The organism is Streptococcus minor DSM 17118 (assembly GCF_000377005.1).
In the GTDB taxonomy this organism is placed as follows: domain Bacteria; phylum Bacillota; class Bacilli; order Lactobacillales; family Streptococcaceae; genus Streptococcus; species Streptococcus minor.
Map to the genome: position 1 here is coordinate 69,265 of NZ_AQYB01000031.1, position 16,480 is coordinate 85,744.

The following is a 16,480-nucleotide window of genomic DNA, read 5'->3' on the forward strand; positions in this document are numbered from 1 at the left end:
AAAAAATGGAAAAATGTTTGATGTCGCAGGAAAAGTTTGATCATATGCTCCGCCTGTCAGATAATCAGCAGGTGATTGCAGCCTTGGCTATTGATCAGCGAGGAGCCCTTAAGCGGCTTTTGGCAGCTGCAGCTGGTGGCGGTGAATTTGGAGATGATATTCTTATTGATTTTAAGAAAGTTATTTCCAGTGATTTAACTCCTTATGCGAGTTCTATTTTGTTAGATGCGGAGTACGGGGTACCAGCATCTGAGTTACGTGCCTCATCTTGTGGTTTTATTGCAGGGTATGAAAAGACTGGATACGATGCCTCCACTCCAGGCCGCCTACCAGATCTTTTGGACAATTGGTCTGTTAAACGTCTCAAGGAACTGGGTGCAGATGCGGTGAAAATTTTGCTCTACTACGATGTAGATGATAAGCCTGAAATCAATGACATCAAGCATGCTTGGATAGAACGCATCGGTAGTGAATGTCACGCAGAAAATATTCCTTATTTTGTTGAAATCTTGACTTATGATGCTAGTGAAATAGAGGTGACCTCACGTGAATATGCAGCCCTTAAGCCTCATAAGGTCAATGGTGCCATGCGAGAGTTTAGCAAGGCACGCTACAAGGCCGATGTTTTGAAAGTAGAAGTACCTGTCAATATGAACTTTGTAGCTGGATACACAGATGAAGAACCAGTTTATACACTGGATGAGGCAAAAGCCTATTTCAAAGAACAAGCGGAAGCGACTCATCTGCCTTTTATTTTCCTAAGTGCAGGTGTATCAGCCAGTCTTTTCCAAGAAACACTAGTAGTAGCCAAAGAAGCGGGTTCTACCTTTAATGGAGTCCTCTGCGGTCGTGCAACTTGGAAGGATGCAGTTGCCATCTTTGCCTCTCAGGGTGAGGCAGCAGCAAAAGACTGGCTAGCAGACCAAGGCCGAAAAAATATGGAAGATTTGAATGCTGTTCTAGCTTCAACCGCCAGTCCATGGACAGAAAAAGTCCAAGTTCAGTAATTAACAACACTTTTCTTATTTGAATAAGTAAAACCCGGTTATCTTTAGATAACCGGGTTTTATGATGCCGTTTTATTTGTTTTTGATTTATTTTTCTTCACTATGAAAGAAAGCGTCATAGAGGGCTTGTAAAGCCTTGTTTCTTTGTTCTGTCTTAACAACAAACATAACCGATACTTCGGATGCTCCTTGGGAAATCATGGCCAAGTTAATATTGCGTTGGGATAATGCTCTTGTAGCTGTGGCTGCTACACCGACATGGCTTTTCATATTTTCACCAACAATCATGATGATAGAGAGATCATGCTCAATTTCTGCCTTATCTACTTCCAAGTTGTGATTGAGCTGGCGGAGAATTTCTTCTTCTTTGATTGGTGTCAACTCGCTACCACGAAGCACGACAGACACATCATCAATACCAGTTGGCATATGCTCCCAACGGATATTCAAATCCTCTAGGATCTGCAGTATTTTTCGACCAAATCCAACCTCACGGTTCATGAGGTACTTAGAAATATTGATGCTGACAAAATCATCATCTGCAGCAATACCCACGACTGGCAGGGTTTTTCCGGAATGTTTATGGACAATTCGTGTGCCGGGATGACTAGGATTATTAGTATTTTTTATCACCAAAGGAATGCGACCACGGTAAGCAGGTAGGAGTGCCTCGTCATGTAGGACGGAAAAACCAGCATAGGCCAATTCCCGCATCTCTCGATAGGTTAACTCCCTAATAGAATGAGGCTTATGGATAATACCAGGGTGAGCAGCAAAAATACCATCTACATCGGTAAAGTTTTCGTATAAGTCAGCTTTGACGCCGGCTGCAATAATGGAACCGGTAATATCTGAGCCACCACGCGAGAAGGTACAGATCTGATTATCTTCGGTGACACCAAAGAAACCAGGGATAACGAGAACTTCATCAAAGTTGCGCAACTCCTCAATACGGTCGTAACTAGAAGGGAGAATACGGGCATTTCCAGGTTCAGCAGAGACTCTAAGACCTGCTTTTTTGGGATGGATATAGCGAGCAGGTAGGCCTTTGTGGCTAAAATATTCTGCGATGAGTTTGGCGTTATTATCTTCACCAGCTGCCAAAAAGGCATCGTAAAGAAAGTCGTTGTCTTCAATAGGTAGGCTGGCTAATTCTCGAATGCTTTTAGCAATTTTTACCAGGCTTTTTGCTTCAAAGCCCAATTCGTCTGCCATATCCTGATAGCGATTGATAATCCATTCTTGGCTGGCAGAAACATCTTTCCCATTTATATATTCTTTATAATACTTAATCAAGGCATCTGTTACCTTGGTATCCTCATTATTCCGTTTACCTGGTGCTGAGACGACAACAAAGCGACGTTCAGGGTCAGATTGGACAATATTCAATACTTTTTCAAGCTGGGTAGCAGAAGCCAGTGAACTACCACCAAATTTTGTAACTTTCATAAAAACTCCTTGGATTTTTCATTATTATAGCATATTGCAACCAGTATGTCAGTAAGATTTAGAACATTCTGTCAATGATTCGTGTTCAGATACTGACTGTGTACTTATCTGTCTCATTCAGTCAAAGGCAAACAAAGTTTAGGCAATTTGGCCAGTAATCATTTTTAGACTTTGCTGATTGAGGATAATCAGTAGAAGTAACATCTAGTTTAATGAAGAAGGAGAAAGGGAACGAGTCCTAGTCAGAGCAAGAAGAGAATTCACCGATTAGAGGATGTGATGGAAAGTGGGAACAAAGGGACAGTGGAAGGCTTTAAAGGACAAGGTTTGGTATTTTTTGTCTATATTAGTTGTCGGCTGTCACAGACACTTATTGTTTTAAACAGGAATTTACAATGACTTATGATAAAATAGAACCATAATCTTTATTTAATTTGATAATTAAAATAAAAAAAGAGAGGATAGCCTATGCAATTTTCTACAATTAGTTATGAAGTAGATGGTCAGATTGCTCGCTTAACCCTGCAAAGGCCAGAAGTATCCAATGGCTTTAATATTCCCATGTGTGAGGAGATTTTAGCAGCCATTGAAGCAACTAAGCAAAATGATGAAGTTGTCATTCTTCAGATTCAAGCAGCAGGATCAGTTTTCTCAGTTGGTGGGGACTTGGTTGAAATGAAGCGAGCTGTGGATGAGGATGACATTCCATCTCTGGTACGTATAGCAGAATTGGTGAACACCATCTCATTTGCCCTCAAACAATTGCCCAAAATTGTGCTCATGGTGACAGATGGGGCGGTGGCTGGAGCAGCAGCCAATATGGCAGTGGCGGCTGACTTTGTGATTGCATCTGACAAGACCAAGTTTATTCAGGCTTTTGTAGGAGTAGGTTTGGCACCAGATGCAGGCGGTATTTTCCTACTTTCCCGTTCTATAGGCGTCAATCGGGCAACCCAATTGGCTATGACAGGTGAGGCTCTTTCTGCAGAAAAAGCTCTTGAATACGGTATTGTCTATAAGATGGTTGTATCCGAAAAACTTGAAAAGACAGTGGCCCAAGTCTGCAAACGTCTCTTGCGAGGTTCGATCAATTCTTATCGAGCAATCAAGGAGATGGTTTGGAAAAGTCAATTTGAGAACTGGCAAGCTTATGCCGACTTAGAATTGAAATTACAAAGAGAGTTAGCTTTCAAAGAAGATTTTAAAGAAGGTGTGATTGCTCACTCTGAGAGACGCCGTCCAGCTTTTAAAGGCCGGTGATGGTTCTTCACGGAAAATATTTGACATGCAAACTAATATACGTTATACTTTGATAGTCAAATAAGATAGAGGTGATAATAGTGGACGACGCAAAAATAAATGAGTATCTTACAGCGATTTTTAACAATGTCTTAATTATTGAAGAAGCTAGCCTCCGTAGTAGCCGTTTCAGCGATGTTACCATCAAGGAGATGCATACAATTGATGTTATCGGAGAAAACAAGGATGCTACTCCGTCAGATGTTGCTCGGACTCTAATGGTTACTCTAGGAACGGTTACGACAAGCTTAAATAATCTTGAGAGAAAAGGTTATATTGAGCGTATCCGTTCAACGAAAGACCGTCGTGTGGTTCATCTTTATTTGACGAAAAAGGGGCGTCTTGTCTATCGCCTTCATCAACGTTTTCACCATGCGATGGTGCGTCAGATTACCGAAGGTATGGATGAAGAGGAGTATAAGGTAATGAAAAAGGGGCTCTTGAATCTCTATAATTTCTTGGAGGACTTGAAATGACGTCCTATGCTAAAATTAGCCAGGTTGCTCATTACGCTCCTAAACAGATTGTTCATAATGACGATTTGGCGGCAATGATGGATACAAGTGATGAATGGATTGCTTCGAGAACGGGTATTCGTCAGCGCCATATTGTGCAAGATCAGCAGACTAGTGACTTGGCCACCAAGGTGGCTGCACGTTTACTTGAAAAAAGTCAGCTTCCTGCGGAGGCCATTGATTTTATCATTGTAGCTACTATTACACCAGATTCGAGTATGCCCTCAACAGCAGCCAAGGTACAAGCGGCTATTGGTGCTCACAAGGCCTTTGCTTATGATTTATCGGCTGCTTGTTCGGGATTTGTTTTTGCTCTAGCAACAGCAGAGAAACTACTGGCCTCAGGGCACTATCAAAAAGGGATGGTTATTGGAGCAGAAGTGCTATCTAAAACAGTAGACTGGGCGGATCGGACAACAGCTGTCCTCTTTGGAGATGGAGCTGGCGGTGTTTTGTTGGAAGCTAGCATGCAACCTCATTTTCTTGCTGAGAGCTTGCATACAGATGGATCTCGTGGACGCAGTTTGACTTCGGGTGGTCAAGGTTTGCATTCTCCGTTCTCGGCCAAAGAAGAGAATGATCTTTATCTGAAAATGGATGGCCGTGCTATATTTGAGTTTGCGATTAGGGATGTGACAAAGAGTATTGGACAGTTCATTAGGGATAGCCAGTTGACTACTGATGACATTGATCTTTTCTTGATGCATCAGGCTAACTATCGCATCCTTGATAAAATGGCTCAAAAGCTTGGAGTGCCACTGGAGAAGTTTCCAGCCAATATGATGGAGTATGGCAACACTAGTGCTGCCTCCATTCCCATCCTCCTCTCAGAATGTGTAGAGGATGGAAAAATCCAATTGGATGGTAGTCAGACCATTTTGATGACTGGCTTTGGAGGAGGTCTGACCTGGGGCTCCCTCATTCTTAAAATTTAGTTAATTAGCTGTGGAAACACAGTGATTAAAAAATATATTTTTATATAAAAAGGAGAATACACATGGCAGTATTTGAAAAAGTACAAGCAATTATCGTTGAAGAACTTGGTAAGGATGCTGAAGAAGTACAATTGACAACCACTTTCGAAGATTTGGATGCAGATTCATTGGATCTTTTCCAAGTTATCTCAGAAATCGAAGATGAGTTCGACATCCAAATTGATTCAGAAGAAGGTATGACAACAGTTGCTGACTTGGTTGCATACGTTGAAAAAGAAATCAACTAATGGAAAGATGCTAGTTATCTAGCATTTTTTAGCTCAGATACTTTGATATTCTAAACATTGATACATCAAAGTACTTTGGATGCAAAGGAACGTGCAGAACAGTGAGTCACAACTCATTCTTGCGTTCCTTCTTGTTTAGGTAATTATTTGAAATTCGAGTAATTACTTAAGCAAAAAAATGAAGAAGGTTATTATGAAAACATCGATTACAGAACTCTTGAATATTAAATATCCCATTTTTCAAGGCGGTATGGCCTGGGTTGCTGATGGAGATTTAGCTGGTGCTGTCTCCAATGCTGGCGGTCTTGGTATCATTGGTGGGGGAAATGCACCCAAAGAAGTGGTTAAGGCCAATATTGATAAGGTCAAGTCTATTACGGATAAGCCTTTTGGTGTTAACATTATGTTGCTCTCCCCTTTTGCAGACGATATTGTTGATTTGGTCATTGAAGAAGGCGTCAAGGTTGTGACGACAGGAGCTGGGAATCCCGGTAAATATATGGACCGTCTCCATGCTGCTGGTATTATTGTCATCCCAGTAGTTCCATCTGTAGCCCTTGCGAAGCGCATGGAAAAATTAGGTGTAGATGCGATAATTGCAGAAGGTATGGAAGCTGGTGGTCACATCGGAAAATTAACGACTATGACTTTAGTACGACAGGTAGTGGACGCTGTCAATATCCCTGTTATCGGAGCTGGTGGGATTGCAGATGGACATGGAGCGGCAGCAGTCTTCATGCTGGGAGCAGAAGCTGTTCAAGTTGGAACTCGCTTCGTAGTTGCTAAAGAATCAAATGCCCATCCGGCTTTCAAGGAAAAAGTGCTCAAGGCTAAGGATATTGATACAGTCGTTTCGGCCTCAGTGGTAGGTCACCCTGTTCGGGCTATTAAGAATAAATTATCAACAGCCTATAGTCAGGCAGAAAAAGATTTCTTGGCTGGTAAGAAAACAGTAGAAGAAATCGAAGAATTGGGAGCAGGTGCTCTGAGAAATGCAGTCGTAGACGGAGATGTTGTCAATGGTTCTGTGATGGCTGGACAAATTGCTGGTCTTGTAAACAAGGAAGAAACTTGTGAAGAGATCCTAAAAGATATTTACTATGGTGCTGCCCAGGTGATTCGTCAAGAAGCGGATCGATGGGCAGACGTTAGCCAATAGGTATCCTAGATTGAATCGGAGGAAAGTAAAGAATGACAAAAACAGCTTTTTTGTTTGCTGGTCAAGGAGCTCAAAAACTGGGAATGGCGCGTGATTTGTACGATACCTATCCCATTGTCAGAAAAACTTTTGATACAGCGAGTAGCGTTCTTGGTTATGATTTGCGTGAACTGATTGATCAGGATGAGGAAAAGCTCAATCAAACCCGTTATACTCAGCCTGCCATCTTGACAACATCGATTGCTATTTACCGACTTTTATTGGAAAAAGGATTGACAGCTGATATGGTGGCTGGTCTTTCTCTAGGGGAATACTCAGCTCTCGTTGCTGCGGGAAGCTTATCCTTTGAAGATGCTGTAGCATTGATTGCCAAACGTGGTCAATTTATGGAAACAGCTGCACCTGCTGGTACTGGTAAGATGGTGGCAGTCATGAACACAGATGTTGCTCTTATCGAAGAGGCCTGTGAGAAAGCTTTTGATAAGGGATATGTTCGACCAGCCAATTATAATACTCCAGCTCAGATTGTCATTGGTGGAGAAGTAGCAGCTGTAGATGCGGCAGTGGATTATCTCAAAGCTGCAGGAGCAAAACGTCTCATTCCTCTAAATGTCTCTGGACCTTTCCATACCGCTCTTTTAAAACCAGCCAGTGAACAACTTGCTTTGGAATTGGCTACTGTTGATTTTCATGATTTCCAGATACCCCTGGTTGGCAATACAGAAGCTAAAGTCATGGAGAAAGAGCAAATTAGGTCACTGTTGGCCCGCCAAGTCATGGAGCCTGTACGTTTTTATGAATCGATTGCCACTATGAAAAAACTTGGCTTGACGAAGGTTGTCGAAATTGGTCCAGGTAAAGTTTTGACCGGCTTTTTGAAAAAAATCGATAAGGAAATCGAAAGTCATGCGGTAGAAGATGAAACTAGTCTTCAAGCCCTATTTAACTCATAAGCAAAGAATTTAGTTTCACAACTAGGAGGTAACATGGAACTCTCAAATAAAAATGTCTTCGTTACTGGTTCGACTCGTGGTATCGGTCTAGCCATTGCCCATAAATTTGCCAGTCTTGGAGCCAATGTAGTCCTCAATGGTCGCTCGGCTATTTCGGATGAACTCTTGGCACAATTTTCCGATTATGAAGTAAAAGTGATTGGTATTTCAGGGGATGTCTCAGATAATGCCGATGCCAAGCGTATGGTTGAAGAAGCTGTTGAAACCCTTGGTTCAGTGGATATCCTGATTAATAATGCAGGAATCACTAAGGATGGAATGGCCCTGCGGATGTCTGAAGAAGATTTTGAAAGTGTCTTGAAAATCAATCTGACTGGCACCTTCAATATGACTCAAGCCGTTCTCAAACCCATGACGAAAGCTCGTGCGGGTGCCATTATCAATCTCTCTAGTGTGGTTGGGCTGACAGGCAATGCTGGTCAGGCTAACTATGCCGCTTCTAAGGCTGGAGTGATTGGTTTTAGCAAATCCATTGCCCGTGAAGTGGCGGCTCGTAATGTTCGTATTAATGTCATTGCACCAGGTTTTATCGAATCGGATATGACCGCTGTCTTATCGGATAAAATCAAAGATGCAATGATGGCCCAAATCCCCATGAAGCGTTTTGGCCAGACAGAAGAAGTTGCAGAAGTTGCAGTCTTTCTAGCCAAGCAAGAATACCTGACAGGTCAAGTTTTGGCTATTGATGGTGGCTTGACTATGCAGTAGTTGGTTGACATACGACCATATCGCTCATTTAAAGTAAAGGATAAATGTTATGACTCTTAATCGCGTTGTTATTACTGGTTACGGTGTAACCTCACCTATCGGCAATACTCCTGAAGAATTTTGGGATAGTCTCCAGTCTGGCAGAATTGGTATCGGTCCCCTGACCAAGTTTGATACCAGTGAATACAATGTTCACATTGCTGCCGAAATTAAAGATTTTCCTTTTGATAAATACTTTGTCAAAAAGGATAACAATCGCTATGACCCCTACTCCCTCTATGCCCTTTACGCAGCTCGTGAAGCAGTAGCCAATGCTAGTTTAGACACTGAGAGTCTAGATAGTGATCGCTTCGGCGTTATCTTGTCCACTGGTATTGGTGGCATCAAGGAAATTGAGGAGCAGGTTGAACGGATGAATGACAAGGGACCAAAACGCATCCGTCCGATGGCTTTACCAAAAGCCCTTCCGAATATGGCTGCGGGTAATATTGCTATGGCAGTAGGGGCAAATGGGGTTTGTAAATGTGTCATTACTGCCTGTGCTTCATCAAATGATGCTATCGGTGATGCTTACCGCGAAATCAAGTTTGGTTACCAAGATGTCATGTTGGTAGGTGGTGCAGAAGCAGCTATTACGCCATTTGCAATTGGTGGTTTCCAAGCCCTGACAGCTCTTTCTACAACGGAAGACCCAGCACGTGCCTCCATTCCTTTCGATAAAGATCGCAATGGCTTTGTTATGGGAGAAGGAGCAGGGATACTGGTATTGGAAAGTTTAGAGCATGCTCAAAAGCGCGGTGCAACCATATTAGCTGAAATCGTAGGCTATGGGAATACCTGTGATGCCCACCATATGACATCGCCACATCCAGAAGGTTTGGGTGCGATCAAGGCTATGAAACTAGCTATCTCTGAAGCAGGTTTGGAGCCAGATGATATTGACTATATCAATGCCCATGGGACATCTACTCCAGCCAATGAAAAAGGGGAAAGTCAGGCCATTGTCTCTGTTTTTGGTAAAGATACGCCGGTATCTTCTACTAAGTCCTTTACAGGTCACCTTTTGGGTGCGGCTGGTGCTGTTGAAGCCATTGCTGTTATTGAAGCAATGAAGCATTCGCATGCACCGATGACAGCTGGAACCAAGGAATTATCTGATTATATTGAAGCAGATGTCATCTACGGTCAAGGTCGTGATATGGAGATTAACTATGCGATTTCTAATACATTTGGCTTTGGCGGACACAACTCCGTAGTAGCATTTAAACGTTGGGAGGACTAATGGAACTAACAGCAATTAAGGATTTGATGGCACAATTTGATGCCTCAAGCCTCCGTGAATTTTCTTATAAAAACGGTGTAGATGAAATACTTTTCAGTAAAAACGACGCAGTAGCTTCTTCTCCAGTTGAGGTAGCACCTATCGCTACTCCACTGGCCAACGTTCCATCTGCCCCTGTGGTGGAAGCACCAGTATCTGTAGAAGCTCCGGCAGCTCCAGTCGCACTTTCTGAGGGTGATGAAGTAGCTAGCCCACTGGTAGGTGTAGCTTATCTATCGCCAAGTCCAGACAAGCCTACCTTTATTTCTGTAGGAGACAGCGTGAAAAAGGGGCAAACCTTGATGATTATTGAGGCGATGAAGGTTATGAATGAGATTCCTGCTCCTCGTGATGGTATCGTAACAGAAGTTTTAGTTGCCAATGAAGATGTGGTTGAATTTGGACAAGGATTGGTGCGTTTGAAATGATGGATATTAAAGCGATTCGTGAAGCACTTCCTCATCGCTACCCACTACTGTTGGTGGATCGTGTATTGGAAGTGTCAGAAGATGAGATTACAGCTATTAAAAATGTGACGATTAATGAACCGTTTTTCAATGGTCATTTTCCTGACTACCCTGTTATGCCTGGTGTGCTTATTATGGAGGCATTGGCTCAAACGGCAGGAGTCTTGGAATTGTCTAAACCTGAGAATAAGGGGAAGCTGGTTTTTTATGCAGGAATGGATAAGGTTAAGTTTAAGAAACAGGTCGTTCCTGGAGATCAGTTGGTGATGACAGCTAAGTTTGTCAAGCGCCGTGGTACCATCGCAGTGGTAGAAGCCAAGGCAGAAGTAGATGGGAAGTTGGCAGCCAGTGGGGTGTTGACCTTTGCTATCGGCAGCTAGCCCATCAAGTTTTTTAAGGCATTAGAGCCGTTTGTGGTACTCTACCGGTATGACTACGCTCCTCTGCCTATTATGACCATCGGAAAATCAGGTAAAAATCATATTAGAAGATGAGGAGTTTGGTTTCGTGTTTGAAAAAATATTGATTGCCAATCGTGGTGAGATTGCAGTGCGGATTATCCGAGCGGCTCGTGAATTGGGAATTGCAACGGTAGCTATCTATTCAGAAGCTGACCAAGATGCCCTTCATACCATGTTGGCGGATGAGGCAGTTTGTATCGGACCTGCGCGTTCGACTGAATCTTATCTCAACATGAATAACATTATTTCAGCTGCTATCGTGACAGGTGCCCAAGCCATCCATCCAGGTTTTGGTTTCTTGAGTGAAAACTCGAAGTTTGCCACTCTTTGTGAAGAAGTAGGAATCAAGTTCATTGGACCTTCTGCTAAGGTGATGGATACTATGGGGGATAAAATCAATGCTCGCGCGGAGATGATTCGGGCTCAGGTGCCTGTGATTCCGGGTTCGGATGGGGAGGTTTACACCTCAGAAGAAGCTCTGGCGATTGCTGAACAGATTGGTTATCCTGTCATGCTCAAGGCCTCAGCTGGTGGTGGCGGGAAAGGAATTCGGAAAGTAGAGAGACCAGAAGACTTGGTCACTGCTTTTGAGAACGCCTCCTCCGAGGCTCAGGCAGCTTTTGGTAATGGTGCCATGTATATGGAGCGGGTCGTTTATCCAGCTCGTCATATTGAAGTCCAAATTTTGGCAGACCAGCATGGGCATGTCATCCATTTGGGCGAGCGGGATTGCTCTCTTCAGAGAAATAATCAAAAGGTTTTGGAAGAGGCACCATCTATTGCTATCGGACACACATTACGCAGTGAAATTGGTCAGGCTGCGGTTCGAGCGGCTTCCTCAGTGGGTTATGAGAATGCTGGGACCATCGAGTTTCTTTTGGATGAAGCTAAGGGTGAGTTTTACTTCATGGAGATGAATACCCGTGTTCAGGTGGAACATCCTGTCACTGAATTTGTTACTGGAGTGGATATCGTTAAGGAGCAAATTCGAATTGCAGCAGGCCAAGTGCTAGAGAAGACCCAAGAAGAGATTCAAATCAAGGGGCATGCGATTGAATGTCGTATCAATGCAGAAAATCCGGCCTTCAACTTTGCACCTAGCCCAGGTAAAATAGAAAACCTCTATTTACCAAGTGGTGGTGTGGGTGTACGGGTAGATTCAGCCATGTACTCTGGTTACACCATCCCACCTTATTATGATTCGATGATTGCTAAGGTCATTGTTCATGGAGAGAATCGTTTTGAAGCGCTCATGAAGATGCAACGAGCCCTTTATGAATTGGAAATTGAAGGGGTTAGCACCAATGTAGATTTCCAGTGGGAGTTAATTTCAGACCCTAGGGTGGTGGCTGGTGATTATGATACTGCTTACTTGATGGAAGAATTTTTACCAAAATTTCAAAAGAATAACTAGGAGAAAATAGTATGGCTTTGTTTTCGAGAAAGGATAAATATATCCGTATCAATCCTAATCGATCAACGGTTCAAGCGACACCTCAAACAAAGCCTGAGGTGCCAGATGAGCTGTTTGATAAGTGTCCTGGGTGTAAGAAAACCATTTACCAAAAGGATTTAGGGTTGGAAAAAACCTGTCCCAATTGTTCTTATAATTTTCGAATTTCTGCCAAGGATCGCTTGGCTCTCTTAGTAGATGAAGGGTCCTTTGAGGAATGTTTTATAGGTATTGAGACGGCCAACCCATTGCATTTTCCAGGATATATGGAGAAATTAGCTGAAACCAGAGAAAAAACTGGTCTAGACGAGGCGGTGATGACAGGTTTGGCTGAGATTGGTGGACAGAAAATTGCTCTTGGTATCATGGACTCTAACTTTATCATGGCTTCCATGGGAACTGTGGTGGGTGAAAAAATAACCCGCCTCTTTGAGTTGGCTATTGAACGCTCGTTACCTGTTGTCCTTTTTACGGCCTCTGGTGGTGCACGCATGCAGGAAGGTATTATGAGCCTCATGCAGATGGCTAAGATTTCTGCGGCTGTTCAGCGTCATTCGAAGGCAGGACTGTTTTATCTGACGGTTTTAACTGATCCGACAACAGGTGGTGTAACTGCTTCTTTTGCTATGGAGGGAGATATTATCCTAGCAGAGCCTCAGACTTTAGTTGGGTTTGCTGGTCGTCGTGTCATAGAGAGTACAGTACGTGAGACGCTACCAGCTGATTTCCAGAAGGCAGAATTTTTGTTAGAACATGGCTTTGTCGATAAAATTGTCAAGCGTCAAGACTTGCGTGAGACCATTGGGACATTGGTCAGTTTACATGGAGGTAGCCTATGAGCGAAATTGGAAGGATTATCAAGCAGGCGCGTGACCAAGCTCGCTTGACAGCTCTGGACTTTGCCAAAGGTATCTTTGAGGATTTTATCGAGTTGCATGGTGATCGAAATTTTCGTGATGATGGCGCTGTGATTGGAGGCATTGGTCGCCTGGGTCATCAAGCGGTTACTGTCATCGGTATTCAAAAAGGTAAAAATCTTCAAGATAATCTCAATCGTAACTTTGGTCAGCCACATCCAGAGGGTTATCGTAAGGCGCTTCGCCTTATGAAACAGGCTGAAAAATTTGGTCGCCCAGTCGTTACCTTTATCAATACAGCTGGAGCCTATCCAGGTTTAGGAGCTGAGGAAAGAGGCCAAGGAGAAGCCATCGCCCGCAACCTGTTGGAAATGAGTGACCTCAAGGTGCCAATTATAGCCATCATCATTGGTGAGGGTGGTTCTGGTGGAGCCTTGGCTCTAGCTGTGGCGGATAAGGTTTGGATGCTGGAAAATTCTATGTACGCTGTTTTAAGTCCAGAAGGCTTTGCCTCTATTCTCTGGAAAGATGGAAGCCGGGCCATGGAGGCGGCTGAACTCATGAAAATCACATCTTTTGAGCTCTTGAAAATGGGTGTGGTAGACAATGTGATTCCTGAGCGTGGCTATTTTGCAGCTGAACTCATGAACCAGATAAAGATTGAGCTCATTCGCGAACTTGGAGAGCTTCAGCAGAAGCCTTTAGAAGACTTGTTAGAACAGCGCTATCAGCGCTTTAGGAAATACTAGGGAGAACCTAGTATTTTTTGTATGAGAGTAGAAAAAAGATAGTAAGAAAATAGACGATGGTATGAAAGAAGTTGAAGATTGTGTGGTCGGTGGTTGATTTACTATTTCTATTTTCTTTGCCAACTATCCTTATTGTCAGTCACTTACTATAAAGTGGAATTGTGACAATCGTTCATTATTCTATTGCTTGACGAGGGGAGATTATCATTATATACTGGAGGCAATAGTGAGTGTTATAATATAAATAATTGAAAATAAATAGTAGGTAAGAAAAATGAAAAAAACATCTACAGTTTTGTTGTTGTGTCTTGCTATGGTTTCCTTGAACGCATGTGGTTCAAAAAAGCAAACGACAGCCTCTTCTGAGAAGAAAGAGAGGGTAACGACTACCAATATAACCACTGACTCCACCACTGAAAACAAGAAAGCTAGAACAACTGAAGTTGCTAGCAGTATTGAAGAAACCGTAGCTCATTTCAATGGTAACTACTATAGTGTTCAGGGGAAGTATGGTGAGGTTGTGATTGTGAATAAAAAACATCCTCTCTCAGCATCTTATGCTCCAGGAGAAAATCCAGAAGCCCAGGCAGCTTTTTGGCGTCTACATGCAGATATGCAGGCAAATGGTTTTGCTCTTAGCAATCACTACAGTGGATTTAGAAGTTATGAAACACAGGCTAGTCTTTATGATAGCTATGTTGCAAGAGATGGTCAGGGCAATGCGGATCGCTATTCAGCTAGGCCAGGCTATAGCGAGCACCAGACGGGACTAGCTTTTGATTTGATGGATGCATCAGGAAATCTTTTACAGGAGCCTAATGCAGTCAATTGGCTGGCTCAACATGCTCATGAGTATGGTTTTATCGTGCGCTATATTGAAGGAAAAGAGGCTGTAACAGGCTACATGCCAGAAACCTGGCATATCCGCTATATTGGACCGGAAGCAACAGATATTTACAAATCAGGTTTGACATTGGAAGAGTATTTTGGTATCGATGGTGGAGGTTACGAGTAGAGCATAAAGGGTTAACTAGCTTGAATTGTTCTCTATAGGAGTATGGGTGAAGTATGGCCCCAAAATGGATATATACATACTCTTTCATCAAAAAAGTGGCAGTGTCAAGTGACATTGTAAGCTCTAGATTCTTTCATTTCCTACTTTAAACTCTCACTACGTCTCACATGTAGTGGTTAACGAAAACTTTATCTGAAAATAAAAAAGCGAACAGTCATTAGTTGTCGGCGTATCGGACTTCTAATTTGTTCGCTTTTTTTGTGATTTAGAATTTCTAAAGCAATTTTCTGTTTCTTCTTTTATTGTGCAGAGATGACTGTTACCCCGCCCATATATGGACGAAGGACTTCAGGGATGGTGACGGAACCATCCTCATTTTGATAGTTTTCAAGGATAGCTGCAACGGTGCGACCAACGGCTAGGCCAGAACCGTTGAGGGTATGAAGGAGTTTGACCTTGCCATCTGCTTCATCACGGTAACGGATTTGGGCGCGTCTGGCTTGGAAATCTTCTGTATTAGAACAGCTGGAGATTTCACGGTAGGCATTCTGTGCTGGAATCCAGACTTCTAAGTCATAGGTCTTCGCAGCTGAGAAGCCCATGTCGCCTGTGCAGAGGGTTAAAACGCGGTACGGTAGTCCAAGTTTTTGCAGGATGTTTTCTGCATTAGCGGTCATTTTCTCTAGTTCTTCGTAAGATTGCTCTGGCTTAGCAAACTTGACCATCTCTACCTTGTGGAACTGGTGGAGACGGATAAGACCACGGGTATCGCGACCAGCTGAGCCAGCTTCTGAGCGGAAAGATGGGCTCATAGCTGTAAAGTTGATTGGCAAATCTTTACCATCCAAGATTTCATCACGGTAGTAGTTGGTTAGTGGTACTTCGGCTGTTGGGATGAGAACAAAGTTAGTATCGGCTAACTCGAAAGTATCTTCCTTGAATTTTGGATACTGGCCTGTACCAAACATGGAATCATGGTTGACCATGTAAGGTGTGATCATCTCTTGGTAGCCTTCTGCTATGTGTTCGTCTAGCATAAAGTTGTAAAGAGCGCGTTCCAGTCTAGCACCTAAGTTTTTGTAGAAGAGGAAACGTGCACCTGTGACTTTTGCTCCTCGCTCCCAATCCAGAATATCCAAATCTTCGCCTAAGTCCCAGTGAGCCTTTGGTTCAAAACTGAAATCACGAGGTGTGCCCCAGCGACGGATTTCCACATTGTCCTCTTCATCTGCTCCAATGGGAACGGAGTCGTGCGGAGTATTTGGAAGGACTGTGATGATGGTAGAAACTTGCTCATCGATGGCTGACAATTTTGCATCTAGCTCTTTGATGTCAGCAGACAGAGCTTGCATATCTGCAATCTTATCTTCGACATTTTCCTTGTTACGTTTAGCTTGGGCGATTTCAGCAGATACGGTGTTGCGTTTCGCCTTGAGTTCTTCAGCCTGAACGAGAAGTTCGCGCCGCTTTGCGTCTAACTCTTTCAGTTCAGTAAGGATAGCGGCATCAACACCACGGTTAGCCAATTTTTCAGCAACGGTATCAAAATCTGTACGAATGCGTTTTAAATCAAGCATATAGAGATCCTTTCTTTATAAAAAAACACACACATGGAAACTGCTGGAGCGATGGGTACCGCGGTTCCATCCAGCTTCACATGTGTGCACTTCATCTGTATTTAATTGTATTCACGGTAGAATTTCAAAAATGACTCCTATCTGCTCACAGCAACCGCAGACTTTCTGGAAGAAGTGAATTTTCTACTTATCCGTTACACTTATTATA

17 protein-coding genes are annotated in these 16,480 nt (G+C 43.1%); 15 read left to right on the top strand and 2 right to left on the bottom strand.

Annotated elements, in window-relative coordinates; all coding sequences use genetic code 11:
• Positions 1-5: 5 nt before the first annotated feature.
• Positions 6-1,007 carry a tagatose 1,6-diphosphate aldolase gene (locus tag F602_RS0104520; protein WP_018166773.1) on the top strand — a complete coding sequence of 334 codons (1,002 nt, stop codon included), beginning with the start codon at positions 6-8 and terminating at the stop codon, positions 1,005-1,007.
• Positions 1,008-1,094: 87 nt separating this feature from the next.
• Here F602_RS0104520 and F602_RS0104525 read toward each other — a convergent pair whose 3' ends face one another.
• Positions 1,095-2,456, bottom strand: coding sequence for an aspartate kinase (locus F602_RS0104525; protein ID WP_018166774.1), 1,362 nt, complete (start codon positions 2,454-2,456; stop codon positions 1,095-1,097).
• A 468-nt stretch (positions 2,457-2,924) separates the two neighbouring features.
• Here F602_RS0104525 and fabM point away from each other — a divergent pair, with 468 nt between their 5' ends.
• The 14 genes from fabM (at position 2,925) to ldcB (ending at position 14,695) form a co-directional block, all read left to right on the top strand.
• The gene (fabM, locus tag F602_RS0104530) at positions 2,925-3,716 is read left to right on the top strand and encodes a trans-2-decenoyl-ACP isomerase (RefSeq protein WP_018166775.1); all 792 of its coding nucleotides are present in this window, start codon (positions 2,925-2,927) and stop codon (positions 3,714-3,716) included.
• Positions 3,717-3,796: 80 nt separating this feature from the next.
• A complete protein-coding gene (gene fabT / locus F602_RS0104535; RefSeq protein WP_018166776.1) occupies positions 3,797-4,231 on the top strand; it encodes a fatty acid biosynthesis transcriptional regulator FabT in 435 nt (144 codons plus the stop codon).
• On the top strand, positions 4,228-5,205 hold the full coding sequence (locus tag F602_RS0104540) for a beta-ketoacyl-ACP synthase III (RefSeq protein WP_018166777.1): 978 nt from the start codon (positions 4,228-4,230) through the stop codon (positions 5,203-5,205). Before fabT ends, F602_RS0104540 begins: the two co-directional genes overlap by 4 nt.
• Before the next feature lie 62 nt (positions 5,206-5,267).
• On the top strand, positions 5,268-5,492 hold the full coding sequence (locus F602_RS0104545) for an acyl carrier protein (protein ID WP_018166778.1): 225 nt from the start codon (positions 5,268-5,270) through the stop codon (positions 5,490-5,492).
• 178 nt (positions 5,493-5,670) lie between these two features.
• A complete protein-coding gene (fabK, locus tag F602_RS0104550; RefSeq protein WP_083915240.1) occupies positions 5,671-6,651 on the top strand; it encodes an enoyl-[acyl-carrier-protein] reductase FabK in 981 nt (326 codons plus the stop codon).
• A gap of 32 nt (positions 6,652-6,683) precedes the next feature.
• The gene (fabD, locus tag F602_RS0104555) at positions 6,684-7,604 is read left to right on the top strand and encodes an ACP S-malonyltransferase (protein WP_018166780.1); all 921 of its coding nucleotides are present in this window, start codon (positions 6,684-6,686) and stop codon (positions 7,602-7,604) included.
• A gap of 33 nt (positions 7,605-7,637) precedes the next feature.
• The gene (gene fabG, locus F602_RS0104560) at positions 7,638-8,372 is read left to right on the top strand and encodes a 3-oxoacyl-[acyl-carrier-protein] reductase (RefSeq protein WP_018166781.1); all 735 of its coding nucleotides are present in this window, start codon (positions 7,638-7,640) and stop codon (positions 8,370-8,372) included.
• A gap of 49 nt (positions 8,373-8,421) precedes the next feature.
• Positions 8,422-9,654: a beta-ketoacyl-ACP synthase II gene (fabF, locus tag F602_RS0104565; protein WP_018166782.1), complete on the top strand. Its 1,233-nt coding sequence runs from the start codon at positions 8,422-8,424 to the stop codon at positions 9,652-9,654.
• Complete coding sequence (gene accB / locus F602_RS0104570; RefSeq protein ID WP_018166783.1) at positions 9,654-10,121, top strand: acetyl-CoA carboxylase biotin carboxyl carrier protein; 468 nt, start codon at positions 9,654-9,656, stop codon at positions 10,119-10,121. The genes fabF and accB overlap by 1 nt, the downstream gene beginning before the upstream one ends.
• Positions 10,118-10,540, top strand: coding sequence for a 3-hydroxyacyl-ACP dehydratase FabZ (gene fabZ / locus F602_RS0104575; RefSeq protein WP_018166784.1), 423 nt, complete (start codon positions 10,118-10,120; stop codon positions 10,538-10,540). The genes accB and fabZ overlap by 4 nt, the downstream gene beginning before the upstream one ends.
• A 127-nt stretch (positions 10,541-10,667) precedes the next feature.
• A complete protein-coding gene (locus tag F602_RS0104580; protein WP_018166785.1) occupies positions 10,668-12,035 on the top strand; it encodes an acetyl-CoA carboxylase biotin carboxylase subunit in 1,368 nt (455 codons plus the stop codon).
• A gap of 11 nt (positions 12,036-12,046) precedes the next feature.
• Positions 12,047-12,913 (top strand): acetyl-CoA carboxylase, carboxyltransferase subunit beta, encoded by an 867-nt coding sequence (gene accD, locus F602_RS0104585; RefSeq protein ID WP_018166786.1) that lies wholly within the window; start codon positions 12,047-12,049, stop codon positions 12,911-12,913.
• Positions 12,910-13,680: an acetyl-CoA carboxylase carboxyl transferase subunit alpha gene (locus F602_RS0104590; RefSeq protein WP_018166787.1), complete on the top strand. Its 771-nt coding sequence runs from the start codon at positions 12,910-12,912 to the stop codon at positions 13,678-13,680. Before accD ends, F602_RS0104590 begins: the two co-directional genes overlap by 4 nt.
• Before the next feature lie 274 nt (positions 13,681-13,954).
• Entirely contained in the window at positions 13,955-14,695 is a 741-nt protein-coding gene (gene ldcB / locus F602_RS0104595) for an LD-carboxypeptidase LdcB/DacB (RefSeq protein WP_018166788.1), read from the top strand.
• A gap of 299 nt (positions 14,696-14,994) precedes the next feature.
• Here the strand turns inward: ldcB and serS are convergent, their stop codons facing one another.
• Positions 14,995-16,272: a serine--tRNA ligase gene (gene serS, locus F602_RS0104600; protein WP_018166789.1), complete on the bottom strand. Its 1,278-nt coding sequence runs from the start codon at positions 16,270-16,272 to the stop codon at positions 14,995-14,997.
• Positions 16,273-16,480: the final 208 nt, after the last annotated feature.

Excerpts from the sequence above, each read along its gene's own strand:
- fabZ (WP_018166784.1), top strand. The coding sequence starts at position 10,118 with ATGATGGATATTAAAGCGATTCGTGAAGCACTTCCTCATCGCTACCCA.
- F602_RS0104540 (WP_018166777.1), top strand. The coding sequence starts at position 4,228 with ATGACGTCCTATGCTAAAATTAGCCAGGTTGCTCATTACGCTCCTAAA.
- F602_RS0104545 (WP_018166778.1), top strand. The coding sequence starts at position 5,268 with ATGGCAGTATTTGAAAAAGTACAAGCAATTATCGTTGAAGAACTTGGT.
- accB (WP_018166783.1), top strand. The coding sequence starts at position 9,654 with ATGGAACTAACAGCAATTAAGGATTTGATGGCACAATTTGATGCCTCA.
- F602_RS0104520 (WP_018166773.1), top strand. The coding sequence starts at position 6 with ATGGAAAAATGTTTGATGTCGCAGGAAAAGTTTGATCATATGCTCCGC.
- fabK (WP_083915240.1), top strand. The coding sequence starts at position 5,671 with ATGAAGAAGGTTATTATGAAAACATCGATTACAGAACTCTTGAATATT.
- ldcB (WP_018166788.1), top strand. The coding sequence starts at position 13,955 with ATGAAAAAAACATCTACAGTTTTGTTGTTGTGTCTTGCTATGGTTTCC.
- fabD (WP_018166780.1), top strand. The coding sequence starts at position 6,684 with ATGACAAAAACAGCTTTTTTGTTTGCTGGTCAAGGAGCTCAAAAACTG.
- serS (WP_018166789.1), bottom strand. The coding sequence starts at position 16,272 with ATGCTTGATTTAAAACGCATTCGTACAGATTTTGATACCGTTGCTGAA.
- fabM (WP_018166775.1), top strand. The coding sequence starts at position 2,925 with ATGCAATTTTCTACAATTAGTTATGAAGTAGATGGTCAGATTGCTCGC.
- F602_RS0104590 (WP_018166787.1), top strand. The coding sequence starts at position 12,910 with ATGAGCGAAATTGGAAGGATTATCAAGCAGGCGCGTGACCAAGCTCGC.
- fabG (WP_018166781.1), top strand. The coding sequence starts at position 7,638 with ATGGAACTCTCAAATAAAAATGTCTTCGTTACTGGTTCGACTCGTGGT.
- accD (WP_018166786.1), top strand. The coding sequence starts at position 12,047 with ATGGCTTTGTTTTCGAGAAAGGATAAATATATCCGTATCAATCCTAAT.
- fabF (WP_018166782.1), top strand. The coding sequence starts at position 8,422 with ATGACTCTTAATCGCGTTGTTATTACTGGTTACGGTGTAACCTCACCT.
- F602_RS0104525 (WP_018166774.1), bottom strand. The coding sequence starts at position 2,456 with ATGAAAGTTACAAAATTTGGTGGTAGTTCACTGGCTTCTGCTACCCAG.